Source organism: Virgibacillus sp. CM-4, from assembly GCF_000445495.1.
Taxonomy (GTDB): Bacteria; Bacillota; Bacilli; order Bacillales; family Amphibacillaceae; genus Virgibacillus; species Virgibacillus salexigens.
Window position 1 is genome coordinate 92,702 of the sequence record NZ_AUQA01000005.1, and the last position, 13,653, is coordinate 106,354.

Here is a 13,653-nt window from a genome sequence, read left to right on the forward strand (position 1 = left end):
TTCCAAGTTATCCCCTTAAATTATTCCCCTTTTTGAATGGTAATTCCCATTAGTTTTTGAAGTTCTTCTTCATTTTTTATTAAGTCATCTAAAGTATACGCTTCAAGAACTTTAAAAAAAGCAACTAGCGCCTTATTAATTACATGTTTTAACGTACAACCCGGAGAAATCACACAGTGATTTGTTCCTTTATCAAAACACTCTAGCATTATAAAATCATTTTCAAGCTGGCGAATTAATATTCCGACATTAATTTCATTTGCAGGTTTAGCTAACTTGATACCACCGTTTCTACCTCTTACAGACACGATTAATTCTCTTTTTGAAAGTTCATGAACTACTTTTTTTAAATGCTCCTGAGAAATATTATATACGTCAGAAATTTGCTTAATGGTTGCCAGTTCTTGCTTTGATTTTAATCCTGTAAATATTAACACACGTAATGCATAGTCTGTATATTTCTTTAAATTCACCCTCATCACACTCACTTGTTAATAACTTCACATTATTGTAACACATATTGACTTCATCCCCATTGTAATAGGAAAAATAGTTCCATACAATAAAGGTGTATTAAAAATACATCTTTTAAAGGAGTAGTTTTTATGACAAATGCCACGGAAAGCTTAGACAAGAGAACAATAGACGTTATTAAAGCGACTGTACCAGTATTACAAGAACACGGAGAAAAAATAACAAAACAATTTTATCGTCTGATGCTTGCGAATCATCCGGAATTAAACAATATCTTTAATCAAACGAATCAACAAAAAGGTGCACAATCAAAAGCATTAGCAAATACTATTTATGCAGCTGCAGCAAATATTGAACACTTAGAAGAAATAGTTCCTCATATAAAACAAATCGCACATAAGCATACGAGCATAAATATAAAAGCTGAACAATATCCAATTGTTGGAAAATATCTGCTATTAGCGATTAAAGAAGTCTTAGGGGATACAGCAAATGAGGAAATATTAAAAGCTTGGGAAATGGCATATAACGTCATCGCAGAAATGTTTATAACCATAGAAACAGAAATATATGAACAAACACAACAAAAAATAGGTGGTTGGGTAGGATACCGTGATTTCACGGTGATTAAAAAAGTTGTAGAAAGCGAAGTAATTACCTCTTTTTACCTAAAACCAACGGATGGTTTACCAATACCTAAATACAGACCAGGACAATATATAACCATTAAGGCACAAATAGAAGATGAGCCCTTTGATCACCTACGACAATATAGTTTATCAACTGCTCCGAATGCCGAATTTTATAGAATTAGTATAAAACGTGAACCGGGAAATGCATATCCCAAAGGGATCGTTTCGAATTTTCTTCATACAACGATACATGAGGGATCTATTCTGCCAATAAGTGCTCCTGCTGGAGACTTTACCTTAGATTCAGAATGCCAAACACCTTTAGTTCTAATTAGTGGGGGCGTGGGATTCACTCCGTTAATGAGTATGTTAGAAACCGTTATTGAAAAGCAGCCCCATCGACAGGTTATCTTTATCCATGCGGCAAGGTCAGCCAAACATCATGCAATGAAAGACAGAGTGAAAAACCTTACAAAGGAATATGCAAATATAACAAATTATGTTGTCTATGGTAACGATCATGATGATTGTGATAAACATGGTCATATTGATTATGAATGGCTCCATCGTGTAATTCCTACCACGAATGCATCTTTTTATGTTTGTGGTCCAAATGGATTTATGCAAACCATCCTTCGTATTTTAAGAAAAATGGAGGTGAAAGACGGCGCTATTCACTATGAAACATTTGGACCATCTGCAGATATTAGCGCCTAAAGGCAAAAGAAACAAGAATAAATTTAATTCCGAACTACCATCCAAGGATACAAAATTATATCCGGAAAGTAGTTCGGAATTTTTCTAAGAAGTAACATTATTGCCACCGAATGTAATGAGGTACCGTTTATCAAATGAATTAAGGCAACCAGTGACGTGAAAGTAGCTGAGAGCATGGCCGGTCAAATCGGAATGGAAAACATAAAATAAATAGTTAAATTTAGAGCTTTCGTTTCCGTATACCTCTATCGCTTTATCTTAGAAATAAATAAGAATAGATACATGATTGATTCACTTTTAATCATACTAGAAATGAGATGATAACATGAAATTAAAAGATAAAGTCGCTATTATTACTGGTGGAGGAGCAGGGATTGGAAAAGAAACTGCTCTGATATTTGCTAAAGAAGGAGCGAAAGTTGTCTTCACTGACATTAATGAAGACTCCGGAAAACGATCGGTAGATGAAATAAAGGCAATAGGGGCTGAAGCTACTTTTATAAAGCATGATGTTAGTAAAGATGCAGGTTGGAAATAAACAGTTGAAAAAACGCTATTTAGCCATAAACAGATCGACATTTTATTTAATAATGCTGGAATCTCAATTAATAAACTATTAATAGAGACAGAATTAGAAGATTGGAATAAACTAATGTCCATTAATGTAACTGGTGTGTTTTTAGGAATGAAACATGATGTTCCAATCATGGCCGAACAAAAAAATGGTTCCATAATTAATGCCTCCAGCGAAGCAGGAATCATCGGTACACCTGGCCATGTTTTATATGGCGCTAGTAAAGGTGCAGTTCGGATTATGACCAAGGATGGTGCGATGGAATACGCTCAAGCAGATGTACGTGTAATTTCTATCCATCCAGGGTATATAGAAACTGCAATGGCAGATTATGCTTCTGAACAAATTGGCCGTTCTAAGGAAGAATTGGACAAAACCTATCTCTTAGGACGAATGGGAAAGCCTGCCAAAATGGTATTATTCTTAGCTTGCGACGATTCATCTTTTTCAACTGGAGCAGTTTCTAATTGATGATGGATCGACAGTAAATTAATTTAAGGAGTTTTTGCAAATGAGACTAGAGAACAAAGTAGCAATTATTACAGGTGGAGCTAGTGGAATTGGCGAGGCTACAGCTCGTTTATTCGCACAGGAAGGCGCTAAAGTAGTTATTGCTGATTTAGCCGATCGTGGTCAGGAGATTTCACATGATTTAATTCAACAAGGATATGAATCCCTATTTGTTAAAGCTGATGTAACCAATGAAGAACATACAAAGAATATGATCGAACAGACGGTTCGTCAATTTGGACAGCTTGATATCATGTTTGCGAATGCTGGAATTGCCAATGAAGCTAATATTCATGAAATGTCATACGAGCAATGGAAAAAAACCATGGATATTAACTTATCAGGTGTTTATCTTTCCGATAAATATGCGATTGAACAAATGCGGAAACAAGGAACCGGAGGAGCTATCGTTAATAGTGGTTCCATTCATAGTTTTGTCGGGAAAGATGGGGTGACAGCATACGCTGCCGCCAAAGGTGGAGTTAAATTACTCACCCAAACATTAGGAATTACGTATTCAAAAGAAGGCATCCGTGTTAATGCAGTTTGTCCAGGGTATATCGACACTCCGTTAATTGCTGATTCGCCGAAGGAAGTAAAAGAACATCTTGTCAATTTACACCCTATGGGTAGACTCGGTCGAGCGGATGAAGTGGCAAAAGCAGTGCTATTCCTCGCAAGTGAAGATGCGTCATTTATTGCTGGAACTACTTTATTAGTTGATGGTGGCTATACAGCACAATAATTTAGAAGGAAAACAAAGAGGATCAAATTTTACTGATCCTCTTTGTTCATGATAGGCTCTTCTAGTTCTTGTTTTGATAACCAAGTTTGAGATAGCATTATCGGTATCATAAGGAGTCCAGCCCAAATCTAAATGGATCATCCATTTTTGCATGGTTGTGGAAACCTACGAAAGACATAGAATAATCCTAATAAAAGTAGCCTATATGCAATTAGTAAAAATAATAATTTTATAATATTCATATTCTCCATATCGAAATTTACAAACTCTCTATAATTATTTAAACGGTTCCACACCACTTTCCAAAATGGAGAACGTTTGATGTTCACAATCGATCTCGGCCATCGCTCCATACGGGATAACAATTTTAGGTTCGGTATGACCAAAGTTCAAATTATATAATATTGGCAAATCCTCTAGCTTATACTCACGCATTACCATGCGTATCGCTCTTTTATATTCTTCATAAAAGGCTTCATCTTTAGGCTTTGCAAATACAATTCCATTGGTGTTTTGTAATAGCCCCTGTGCAGCATAATTACGCAGCCAATAGGTCAGTAGAACAGGTGATGATTTTACTTCAGAAGTCTCAAAAAAAAGGATACTATTTTCCCAGTGATTACTAGTCGGCCAAAGCTCGGTCCCTTTTGTAAATTCTAATACCTCCATACACCCTCCAATTAATCGTCCAGATACAGTACCAGAACCTTGAAGCAGCTCGTACCCTTTGTTTGGTTGCATCTTCCGTTTAATCTGATTATTAGTTTCGACTGTCCAATCTAGAAATTCACTTGTCCAAGCCGTCGCCTGTTCTATTTCACCAATAGGTGTGCTTGTAAACAGCGTTTGCTTAATGGAATGAATGGTATAAGCATGCATTTCTACATTTTCAGCAAAATCCGTTAGAATTGCTGGTCCATAGAATGATGATATGCCAGCTTTCAAGTTGATTAGATGTTGAATGGTACTATCCGAATACCCCATAAAAATTTTGGAGTTATCATGAATCACTTCTAAATCTAAATATGGCAATAACCGGATACTATCATCACCTCCGATGTTAGCAATGATTGCTTTAATGGAAGGATCTTTAAATGCGATCATTAAATCTTCCGCACGTGCTTGTGGATTTTCATATAAGTAGGAGGTCCCTTTCAAGCTATTCGGCATCGGTACAGCATGTAGACCAAACACGTCTTTTAAACGCTTTACTCCTATCTCATATCGCGTTCTCAATTCAGGGTCTCCCGCTCCACCCCAGCTTGGGCTAACAGTTGCTACTTTATCTCCTGACAATAAATGTTTAGGTTTTTTTAACACCTTTCTTATTCCTCCTTGACTATAAAATAACTATCATATGCTCCCTCCATCACATAACCTAATTGTTCTGCTAATCTAGCAGATGCTAAATTAGCAGCATCCCAACTTGGATACCACCCTTTTTCAAGACACTCTAGTATTAATGCAGATGCTGTAATTTTAGCCAAACCTTTTCTTCTATAATCAGGATTTGTACCGATTTCGATTTCAATCCCATCATTATATACACTATAAGACGATGCTCCACATACGACCTTTCCATTATATAAAACACAATATCCTATCCCTCTTTCTAAAAAATCCTCTATAGAATGAAAATTTCCCGTGAAATCTTCTGAAATAGCATGTAACGATGGATTTAGAATATTGCTTCGATCGATACGTTTTAATTCATAGTTCTCTGGTAGTTTAGCGACATAATCTTCTAGTGGCTTTATCTTTAAGTCGGTAGCCTGTTTTCGAAAGCGATATCGTTTGATTTTTTCAAAGGCCCCCTGATACCTTGCCTCTAGCTGGTCTGCCCATTCTTTGGTATGAACAATAGCTAGTATTCGATCAGGAATATTGCCTAATAATTCAGTTGCTGTATTGGAATAAGCATCTCCAGCAAAGAAGGTAAAGTCACCAACTGTAATCTGAGCTACAGTCGGATGCACTGGATCATCAACCCAAGCTTCTCCCATATGGCCTTGTAGACAACTTAAAATCTGTGTATCTTTGAGACCTTTAAATAAGGGATACAGTTTTTGCTTAACTTTAAAGTCTGTCTTCACGATCATTCATAAAACATCCTCTATTTATCATTTCTTCACACAAAAAAATAGAATAATAGTAAACTATCAGTAATGGAACACTTTAATTTAGTAATTATTTGAATAATCCACACAAATCCATATTATCATATTCGTCATGGAATGATTAGCCTTTTTTACATCCATTGATAATAGCCAATGTAACACCCAAATTGGTTAAGCCCTTACGTAACATGTGATACATTCCATTAATGAGTTACAGCAGGAAAGATAAACATGTCATAAAACAGTTACACAAGGTGCTTCGCGTATTTCCCTTATCTTCAATCACCACGTTACTTCCCGTTATCTTAATCATTTTACAAAATCGTTAATCTTTCTTCCCATAATCGTAAAGGGAATTGTATGATCTGGAAAGAAGGAGTTGCTAATACCCGCCACTCTTACTTTTTATATAATGATTGACCAATGATATTATTTACTGTGTGGTTAATACTACTGTCTGATTAGGGATTCTTTTCAAGATCTCCTCTAAAAATTGTTGTCCATATCCACTTCCTTGAAAGCTAGGTTCCACGGCCAATTCTACTAGTTTAAAACAATCGGTTAGCCAAAATGCAGCTTATTCCTCCTTCATTGCCTCACGAAGTACTGTGTTATAATATTAATTCATTTTGTTATTTTGAACATTATCTTCCTCTGATTGCCAAATGATCTGTCTCTAATCACCTTTTTTATGAGGACCAAATAAAAATTTCCCAGCAGTATGAAGTGTAAAAGTCAACATACATTCAAAGTAAATCCAATTATTTACTTTTAAACCAAAATATACAATAAATGAGACAAATACCCTACATTTATGAAGTGATTACTATAAAATAACAAACAAATTAGTAGTAATATGTCGTAATTTATATCATTTTGACTTTCTTTGTTGAAACTATTGCATTTTCATATAGAAATAATCATACTTACACTTGTGTGTTCTGAGACTTATGCCCTAACATTTTTATAATCAAGAAAGGAAGAAGGAAAATGAAGATCGTTGAACCAAAAGTTACAAGATTAAGCAAGGCGATTAGTAAGAAAAAAAAAGAGATGATAGAATTGGGTCTAAAATATGGACTGACTGATAAGCGAACGGTTAAATGTAGTCAACAGCTTGATACGCTATTAAATTTGCAAAACAATTTAAAACCAGTATATTTAACTGGATTTATTGTCATGTTTTGGGTATGAACTGAATGAGTTATCATTCATTATTTGATTGGTACATCGATTGAATATACCTTAAATCATCAAGAACGTTTGCCACTTCTTCCTGATTTAAGAAGATTGGCATTTGATCATATAAAGTTAATACTTGACCATCAACATTAGGATGACTGTCTAAGTACCTCATGATTTTGGTTAACTGATTCTCAGAGAGATTAGATTCGGTAGCGAGCTGTTTAAATTGCTTTACTATAAAATCATTTGTGTTTAAATCAAGTTCACCTGATATAAGCTTACCATTTAAATACATATGAACCACACTCCAAACATTTTCGAATAGTATTAGTTATGTCCTTGTTGTATCAAGTTATTACATAAAAAACGTATTGGGCGAACGACCCAATACGCTAGTTTTGTTACAATATTTTATTTAAAAATTCTTTTGTTCGATCAGATTGGGGGTTAGAAAATAGTTGATCGGGTTTCCCTTCTTCAACAATAACACCATTATCCATAAACAACACTCGATCACCCACTTCTCTAGCAAAACCCATTTCATGTGTCACGACAAACATGGTCATTCCCTCTTTAGCCAGTTGTTTCATCACTTCTAATACTTCTCCGACTAATTCAGGGTCTAACGCAGAAGTGGGTTCATCAAACAACATCATTTTCGGTTCCATGGCCAGTGCTCGTGCGATAGCAACACGCTGTTGCTGGCCACCAGACAATTGCTGAGGATATTGTTCAGCTTTATCTCCTAATCCAACTTTTGCTAGCAATTTCTCTGCTCTTTCTCTTGCATCCTGACGACTAATATTTCTTACTTTTTGAGGTGCAAGCATTAAGTTTTCAATGACTTTCTTGTGAGGAAATAAATTAAACTGTTGGAAGACCATTCCTACTTCTGTACGCACCATATTTATATCTGTATTAGAATCATTTAAGTTATTCCCATCCACAATCACTTCACCACTAGTAATTGATTCCAGCATATTTAAGCAACGTAAAAAAGTACTTTTTCCAGAACCGCTTGGACCAATTACACAAACTACTTCCGAGGGCTGAATCTCACAATTTATTCCTTTAAGAACCTCTGTTTTTCCAAAGTTTTTGTATAAATCTTTTACTTGAATCATTAAATATCCAGCCTCCTCTCAATAATCCGTAATACAAATGATAATGTCAGCGTAATAGCCAGATAAAAAACTGCTACCGTTGTATAAATTTCCACCGCGTTAAAATGGTTGGCAGCGATTAATCGACCTTGAAAAATCAACTCCGGCACTAATATTACGGATAAGAGTGAGGTGTCCTTAATACTAATAATAAACTGATTCCCTAATGGAGGAATCATTCGTTTAAATGCCTGTGGCCAAATGATATATCGCATTGTTTGTCCATGGTTCAGCCCTAATGAGCGACCTGCTTCCATCTGCCCTTTATCAATTGATTGTACTGCCCCACGAACAATTTCAGCAATATAAGCACCTGAGTTCAACGCAATGACGATAACCCCGGCAATTATGGACTCGATTTCAAAGCCAATGATTAGTGGTAGGGCGAAATATATCCAAATTGCTTGTACCAATACAGGTGTACCCCGAATAACTTCTACATATATTGCAGAAATGCTCTTAATAAGTTTATTATTAGCTATTCTCCCTAGTCCAAAGATTCCACCAAGAACAAATCCAATAATTAAGCCAATAACAGAAATGAGTAAGGTATAATAAAGTCCTGTAAATAATTCAGGTAAGAAATCAATCACTTGCAGCCAATTAAAATTCACCATTTGCTTCACCTCGCTAGTCAGAGAAAAAGGAGCTGCCCTAAAAGTCAGCCCATCCAAACAAGAAGATTCTCCTCTTTTACTCGTAACGACCCAGTTTCCATATGAGCATCAATTTTGTTACTACGTATTCAAACTGTCCAATCAAAACAGGAGATTCCCTATTCATTATTGCTTATTCTTCATGAGGCTGTGCTCCTTAACGACTTGTAATCGTTCGAATTCTGTTATTCTGGTTTTTTTCCAAACCATTTTTCATAGATTTCATCGTATTTACCGTTTTCCTTTAAAGTTGCTAATGCATCATTAATAGCAGTAACTAATTCTTCTTGCCCTTTCGAGATTGCAATACCGTAATCCTCAGCTTGGTAAAGGTCACCAACAACTTTTAGGTTGTCTCCATTTGTTTGAATGTAATAATTTACATTCGGAGCATCATATAAAATAGCATCAGCACTGCCATTTTCAACAGCTAAATACGCTTGATCAAGCTGTTCAAATTGACTCGCCTCCGCATTTTCAATGTTCTCATCGATATATGAAGCACTGGTAGATCCTAGTCTAGTGGCAATTGTTTTCCCCTCTAAATCTTCAATCCCTTTAACAGAATCGTTATCACTACGGACACCAATTGCTAATCCAGATTCATAATATGGCTCACTATAATCAATCTTCTGTTTTCTTTCTTCAGTAATACTTATACCAGCAATCGCAATATCAAACGAACCAGTCTGCAAGCCAGGAATAATTCCATCAAAGTTCGTTGTTTCTAATTCGATTTCAAACCCAGCTTCATCCGCAATGGCATGAATAAGATCGATATCGAAGCCAACGTATTCGCCATCTTCTTTGAATTCAAACGGCACGAAGGATGTATCACTAGCTACTGTGTACGTATCTTTCAACTCACCTTCACTATTATCACCATTTTCCGCATCCCCTTCAGAAGAACCACATCCCGCTAAAACAAGACCAATTAAAATCAGAATACTCAGTAATTTCCATTTGTGTTTATTCATGTAAAAACCCCCTTGGTAATAAAAAAATGAATACCCTTTAATAATAACAAAGATATGATTATTTAAAAAATTCTAAACGAGCGGAAATTGTCGAATGAACGTGATTCCTTGAATTTCTCACCTTAATAATTTGAAAATACGTATAAATCGTACAATTAACTCTAAATAACTAGTAGACTATCTTCTCCACTTCCATTTTATGAATAAAGATGCTTTTCTAATTCCTGTCGAATGTTGTCAGGAATTAACTCAGATACTTGTTTCTCTTGATTGTAATTTACATATACAGCTTTACCTTTCGCGCAGTGGTGACCTCTTTGATAGACTTCCTCATATAATTCAAGGCTGGTATTACCAATTCTCTTTACCCACGTATGTATTTCTACCGGAGTCCCAAAATAAATTTGACTAAGATAGTCTACTTGAATAGATAGTAGTATCATTTTCCAATTTGCAAAGGAATCATCTGGGGTAAATAATTTAAAGATGGGATTTCTTGCTGCCTCTAGCCAGATTGGTATGGTCGTGTTATTAATATGTCCAACTCCATCCGTTTCAGAAACACGTGGTTCGATCCTCATCTGAAACATATCCTATTCCTCCTTCATCTATCAGTTTAAGATTTATTATACCGCAACTTTTCACTAGATTATAATCCGTATTCAATTTGTTCGAATTACTAACATCTATGATAAAAATGGATCGTCCCTTCTCTTATTCTAGGCATTTTCACTCATTTTTCCGAATTTTTGTAAGATTTCCTTCCATTATAGTAGTGACATCTATTATTCTATGTTTAACTAGAAATAATTATTTAATTTTTCAAACTATTAAAAAGAAGGGAAGGTTAGAATGGAAAAGGCAATGTTAGTAGCTAATAACCCGTTCATTTGGGTAATCGCTTGTTTGATTATAGCCGTCATCGCTTTTCAAGGGATTATATTTATCCGAATCGCCTCAAAGACAAGTGCTAGCGTAGGGTTATCTCAACACGAAGTAAAAACATCTCTTAAAGTTGGGGCCATTAACTCTATTGGACCTTCCTTAGGCATTATGATTATCGCTATTTCACTTATTACCTTGTTGGGCAACCCACTTACTTTAATTAGAATTGGAATTATCGGATCAGCTGCAACGGAATCAATGGGAGCTTCTATCGCTGCTACTTCTTTTGGAACAGAATTAGGTTCATCTTCGTTTACGTCTCAAGCATTTACCACTGTAGCATGGGTATTATGTTTAGGGGGATGTGGTTGGTTATTGTTTGTAGCCTTATTTACAAAACATTTAGGGAAATTCCAATCCTCTATAACGAACAAAACAAAAGATAAAGGCTTTCCAATCATGATTATTATATCTACAGCTGCAATGCTTGGCATATTCGGTAATTTATTAACACAGGAATTATTTAAAGGATACGAATCAGTTATCGTTATTATTGCTGCAGCAATTACCATGATCGTTGTTACGCTTGTTGCTAACAAGTTTAGAAAATTAAAATGGTTACACGAATGGTCACTAGGTCTGGCTATACTTACAAGCCTATCTGTTATTTACTTCATCATCTAACGAATGGGAGTTGTTTTAATGGAAGTGAGCGAAAAGTTTCTTCATACTGAACGGATAAAACAATCTGAAACGATAAAAATGAGTGAGTTTCATGCGAAATCTCACTTCTGGGGTAGAATCACCATTTGGACAATTATCGGACTAACTTTGTCTTTACCAATTTGTCTTTCATTTGTACTTGGCTACCATCCAGGTTGGCCCCCTATTCTATCTGGTTTAACTGCTTATATAGCTGTTATTGGACTTGTTTGGGTAGTAGAACCAATTTCTTATTTTCCAACACTTGGCGTATCTGGGACTTACCTTGCTTTTTTGACCGGTAATATCTCTAACATGTGTTTACCCTCTGCTGGAGCTGCTCAATTAGCAGTTGGTACAGATCCAGGTACGAAAAAGGGAGAAATCGTAGCCACTCTTGCTATTGGAGCCGCTTCTTTAGTTAATCTAGCGATATTAACCGTAATTATCATCTCCGGTTCCTTTATCGTTTCGATGCTTCCTGATTCTGTTCGTGCTATTTTCCCATATATTGTTCCTGCTATTTTTGGCGGTATTTTTGCTCAATTTGCAATAAAAAAACCTTTATATGGGTGCATTGCATTAACAAGTGGTTTACTCATATATCTGTTACCTATTCCAAGTTTTTTTAAAGGCTTATGTTGTATTGTTATTACTATAAGCTTATGCATCTTTATAGAAAAGAGAAAACATCAACAATCACACGCATAATAAAGGAGAATTTACATGGCAAAAAATTCCATTTTAGACTGGTTAGATGAAAAGCAATCTTTTTTTTCGGAAATAGCTAATGACATATGGGATCACCCACAGCTTGCTTATGAAGAAACCTATGCAGCAACTTTACAAATGGATACATTACGGCAAGCAGGATTTACCATTAAATCTGATATTGCAGGAATACCTACGGCATTTGTCGCAGAATTCGGTAACTCACAGCCGATCATTGGCGTATTGGGTGAATATGATGCATTACCAGGCCTGTCTCAAAAAAAATCAACAACTCGACAGGAGATTAATCCAAATGGCCCTGGTCATGGTTGTGGGCATAACCTGCTAGGTACAGCAGGAGTCGAAGCTGTTATTGCATTAAAAACAGAAATGGAGAATAATCAATTATCAGGGACCATACGATATTATGGATGCCCAGCCGAAGAAGTTCTATCAGGTAAAACATTTATGGCTAAAGAAGGAGTATTTGATGATTTAGATTGTGCTTTAACTTGGCATCCTGGAACCTCGAATATTACAGCAAGTTTCAGTATGCAAGCAATGGTATCCATCAAATTTCATTTCAAAGGAATAACTGCACATGCTGCTGGTGCTCCCCATGCTGGTCGAAGTGCTTTGGATGCAGTTGAACTAATGAACGTTGGAGCAAACTATATGCGAGAACATACATTAGACGGTTCACGTATTCATTATGTTATCTCGAATGGTGGACTTGCGCCAAATGTTGTACCAGATAACGCGAGTGTTTGGTATTATTTACGAGCTGCTAGCAAAGCACAGGTAGAACAGATGCTAAGGAGAATAAGAAAAATTGCTCAAGGAGCCGCACTAATGACAGAAACAGAAGTCAGCGAGGAAATGTTGGCTAATGCTTATGATACCCTGCCGAACAATACATTGAACGATTTGATGTATGAGAATATGATAACTGCCGGATCACAGAAGTTCTCACTAGAAGAAGATTCCTTTGCTAATGATTTGGTAGCTACGGTAGATCAAGAAATTGTCCAATCCGCTAAGCAAAGTATGGGAGTTACCTTCAAAGAACACTTGCCTGAAGACTTCTACAATCTTCAACATTTGAAAGGTACTTCCATTGGTGGCTCAACCGATGTTGGAGATGTGAGCTGGATTACACCTGTGGGACAGATTATGACAACTTGTGCCCCTATCGGCGTGCAGCCACATTCTTGGCAAGCTACTGCTTCCTATGGATCTTCTATTGGGTTAAAAGGGATGCATCTAGCCGCTAAATCAATAGCTCTCACTTTATACGACCTGATAACGAACGAATCCGTTATTGATAAAGCTAGAAATGAATTTGAAAAAGACACAAACGGAAAAGGGTACACTGCTGGTATCCCAGATTCCGTACAGCCTCCGGTCCTTCCAGTACCGAACGTATAGCTTCAGAACATGAGCCAACTTAAATAGTGAGACTTCTGCGAGAACAGCATTGGCAGAGATCCACTTAGCTGAGACCGTGCTCGCGAAAAATGAAACCATCGTTTGGATTCTCCGTCCTGTACCATAGGAGTTATCATTATGTCTCAGCTTTTTTAATAAATCCTATTCTTTTAAAAC

General features: G+C 36.2%; 14 protein-coding genes and 1 pseudogene. 7 read left to right on the forward strand and 8 right to left on the reverse strand.

Annotated features, from left to right (window positions below; genetic code table 11):
* Positions 1 to 20: 20 nt before the first annotated feature.
* Positions 21 to 473: a nitric oxide-sensing transcriptional repressor NsrR gene (nsrR, locus tag M948_RS32610; protein ID WP_031335407.1), complete on the reverse strand. Its 453-nt coding sequence runs from the start codon at positions 471 to 473 to the stop codon at positions 21 to 23.
* A 132-nt stretch (positions 474 to 605) separates the two neighbouring features.
* Between nsrR and hmpA the strand changes: the two genes are divergently transcribed.
* The 3 genes and pseudogenes from hmpA (at position 606) to M948_RS32625 (ending at position 3,652) form a co-directional block, all read left to right on the forward strand.
* A complete protein-coding gene (gene hmpA, locus M948_RS32615) occupies positions 606 to 1,823 on the forward strand; it encodes an NO-inducible flavohemoprotein (RefSeq protein ID WP_021290665.1) in 1,218 nt (405 codons plus the stop codon).
* Positions 1,824 to 2,148: 325 nt separating this feature from the next.
* A pseudogene (locus M948_RS32620) lies at positions 2,149 to 2,890 on the forward strand (SDR family NAD(P)-dependent oxidoreductase).
* 18 nt (positions 2,891 to 2,908) lie between these two features.
* Positions 2,909 to 3,652 (forward strand): SDR family NAD(P)-dependent oxidoreductase, encoded by a 744-nt coding sequence (locus tag M948_RS32625; RefSeq protein ID WP_021290668.1) that lies wholly within the window; start codon positions 2,909 to 2,911, stop codon positions 3,650 to 3,652.
* Between the two features lie 276 nt (positions 3,653 to 3,928).
* Here M948_RS32625 and M948_RS32630 read toward each other — a convergent pair whose 3' ends face one another.
* Positions 3,929 to 4,972, reverse strand: a complete 1,044-nt coding sequence (locus M948_RS32630) for a S66 family peptidase (RefSeq protein WP_021290669.1) — start codon at positions 4,970 to 4,972, stop codon at positions 3,929 to 3,931.
* A gap of 5 nt (positions 4,973 to 4,977) precedes the next feature.
* Positions 4,978 to 5,751 (reverse strand): GNAT family N-acetyltransferase, encoded by a 774-nt coding sequence (locus tag M948_RS32635; RefSeq protein ID WP_021290670.1) that lies wholly within the window; start codon positions 5,749 to 5,751, stop codon positions 4,978 to 4,980.
* A gap of 1,008 nt (positions 5,752 to 6,759) precedes the next feature.
* On the opposite strand from M948_RS32635, the gene M948_RS32640 reads away from it, so the two are divergent.
* On the forward strand, positions 6,760 to 6,963 hold the full coding sequence (locus M948_RS32640; RefSeq protein WP_021290671.1) for an aspartyl-phosphate phosphatase Spo0E family protein: 204 nt from the start codon (positions 6,760 to 6,762) through the stop codon (positions 6,961 to 6,963).
* A gap of 13 nt (positions 6,964 to 6,976) precedes the next feature.
* On the opposite strand, the gene M948_RS32645 is transcribed toward M948_RS32640, so the two are convergent.
* The 5 genes from M948_RS32645 to M948_RS32665 form a co-directional block, all read right to left on the reverse strand.
* Positions 6,977 to 7,249, reverse strand: a complete 273-nt coding sequence (locus M948_RS32645; protein WP_021290672.1) for a hypothetical protein — start codon at positions 7,247 to 7,249, stop codon at positions 6,977 to 6,979.
* A 106-nt stretch (positions 7,250 to 7,355) separates the two neighbouring features.
* Positions 7,356 to 8,078 carry an amino acid ABC transporter ATP-binding protein gene (locus M948_RS32650; RefSeq protein WP_021290673.1) on the reverse strand — a complete coding sequence of 241 codons (723 nt, stop codon included), beginning with the start codon at positions 8,076 to 8,078 and terminating at the stop codon, positions 7,356 to 7,358.
* On the reverse strand, positions 8,078 to 8,734 hold the full coding sequence (locus M948_RS32655; protein ID WP_031335408.1) for an amino acid ABC transporter permease: 657 nt from the start codon (positions 8,732 to 8,734) through the stop codon (positions 8,078 to 8,080). The genes M948_RS32650 and M948_RS32655 overlap by 1 nt, the downstream gene beginning before the upstream one ends.
* 224 nt (positions 8,735 to 8,958) lie before the next feature.
* Entirely contained in the window at positions 8,959 to 9,750 is a 792-nt protein-coding gene (locus tag M948_RS32660) for a glutamine ABC transporter substrate-binding protein (RefSeq protein ID WP_021290675.1), read from the reverse strand.
* 197 nt (positions 9,751 to 9,947) lie between these two features.
* A complete protein-coding gene (locus M948_RS32665) occupies positions 9,948 to 10,340 on the reverse strand; it encodes an acyl-CoA thioesterase (protein WP_021290676.1) in 393 nt (130 codons plus the stop codon).
* 262 nt (positions 10,341 to 10,602) lie between these two features.
* Between M948_RS32665 and M948_RS32670 the strand changes: the two genes are divergently transcribed.
* The 3 genes from M948_RS32670 to M948_RS32680 are packed head-to-tail and all read left to right on the forward strand — an operon-like array spanning position 10,603 to position 13,476.
* Entirely contained in the window at positions 10,603 to 11,319 is a 717-nt protein-coding gene (locus M948_RS32670; protein WP_021290677.1) for a DUF5058 family protein, read from the forward strand.
* Positions 11,320 to 11,337: 18 nt separating this feature from the next.
* The gene (locus M948_RS32675) at positions 11,338 to 12,048 is read left to right on the forward strand and encodes a hypothetical protein (RefSeq protein WP_021290678.1); all 711 of its coding nucleotides are present in this window, start codon (positions 11,338 to 11,340) and stop codon (positions 12,046 to 12,048) included.
* A gap of 15 nt (positions 12,049 to 12,063) precedes the next feature.
* Positions 12,064 to 13,476 carry an amidohydrolase gene (locus M948_RS32680; protein WP_021290679.1) on the forward strand — a complete coding sequence of 471 codons (1,413 nt, stop codon included), beginning with the start codon at positions 12,064 to 12,066 and terminating at the stop codon, positions 13,474 to 13,476.
* Positions 13,477 to 13,653: the final 177 nt, after the last annotated feature.

Excerpts from the sequence above, each read along its gene's own strand:
- M948_RS32655 (WP_031335408.1), bottom strand. The coding sequence starts at position 8,734 with ATGGTGAATTTTAATTGGCTGCAAGTGATTGATTTCTTACCTGAATTA.
- M948_RS32645 (WP_021290672.1), bottom strand. The coding sequence starts at position 7,249 with ATGTATTTAAATGGTAAGCTTATATCAGGTGAACTTGATTTAAACACA.
- M948_RS32650 (WP_021290673.1), bottom strand. The coding sequence starts at position 8,078 with ATGATTCAAGTAAAAGATTTATACAAAAACTTTGGAAAAACAGAGGTT.
- M948_RS32660 (WP_021290675.1), bottom strand. The coding sequence starts at position 9,750 with ATGAATAAACACAAATGGAAATTACTGAGTATTCTGATTTTAATTGGT.
- M948_RS32625 (WP_021290668.1), top strand. The coding sequence starts at position 2,909 with ATGAGACTAGAGAACAAAGTAGCAATTATTACAGGTGGAGCTAGTGGA.
- M948_RS32640 (WP_021290671.1), top strand. The coding sequence starts at position 6,760 with ATGAAGATCGTTGAACCAAAAGTTACAAGATTAAGCAAGGCGATTAGT.
- M948_RS32635 (WP_021290670.1), bottom strand. The coding sequence starts at position 5,751 with ATGATCGTGAAGACAGACTTTAAAGTTAAGCAAAAACTGTATCCCTTA.
- M948_RS32670 (WP_021290677.1), top strand. The coding sequence starts at position 10,603 with ATGGAAAAGGCAATGTTAGTAGCTAATAACCCGTTCATTTGGGTAATC.
- hmpA (WP_021290665.1), top strand. The coding sequence starts at position 606 with ATGACAAATGCCACGGAAAGCTTAGACAAGAGAACAATAGACGTTATT.
- M948_RS32680 (WP_021290679.1), top strand. The coding sequence starts at position 12,064 with ATGGCAAAAAATTCCATTTTAGACTGGTTAGATGAAAAGCAATCTTTT.
- M948_RS32675 (WP_021290678.1), top strand. The coding sequence starts at position 11,338 with ATGGAAGTGAGCGAAAAGTTTCTTCATACTGAACGGATAAAACAATCT.
- M948_RS32665 (WP_021290676.1), bottom strand. The coding sequence starts at position 10,340 with ATGTTTCAGATGAGGATCGAACCACGTGTTTCTGAAACGGATGGAGTT.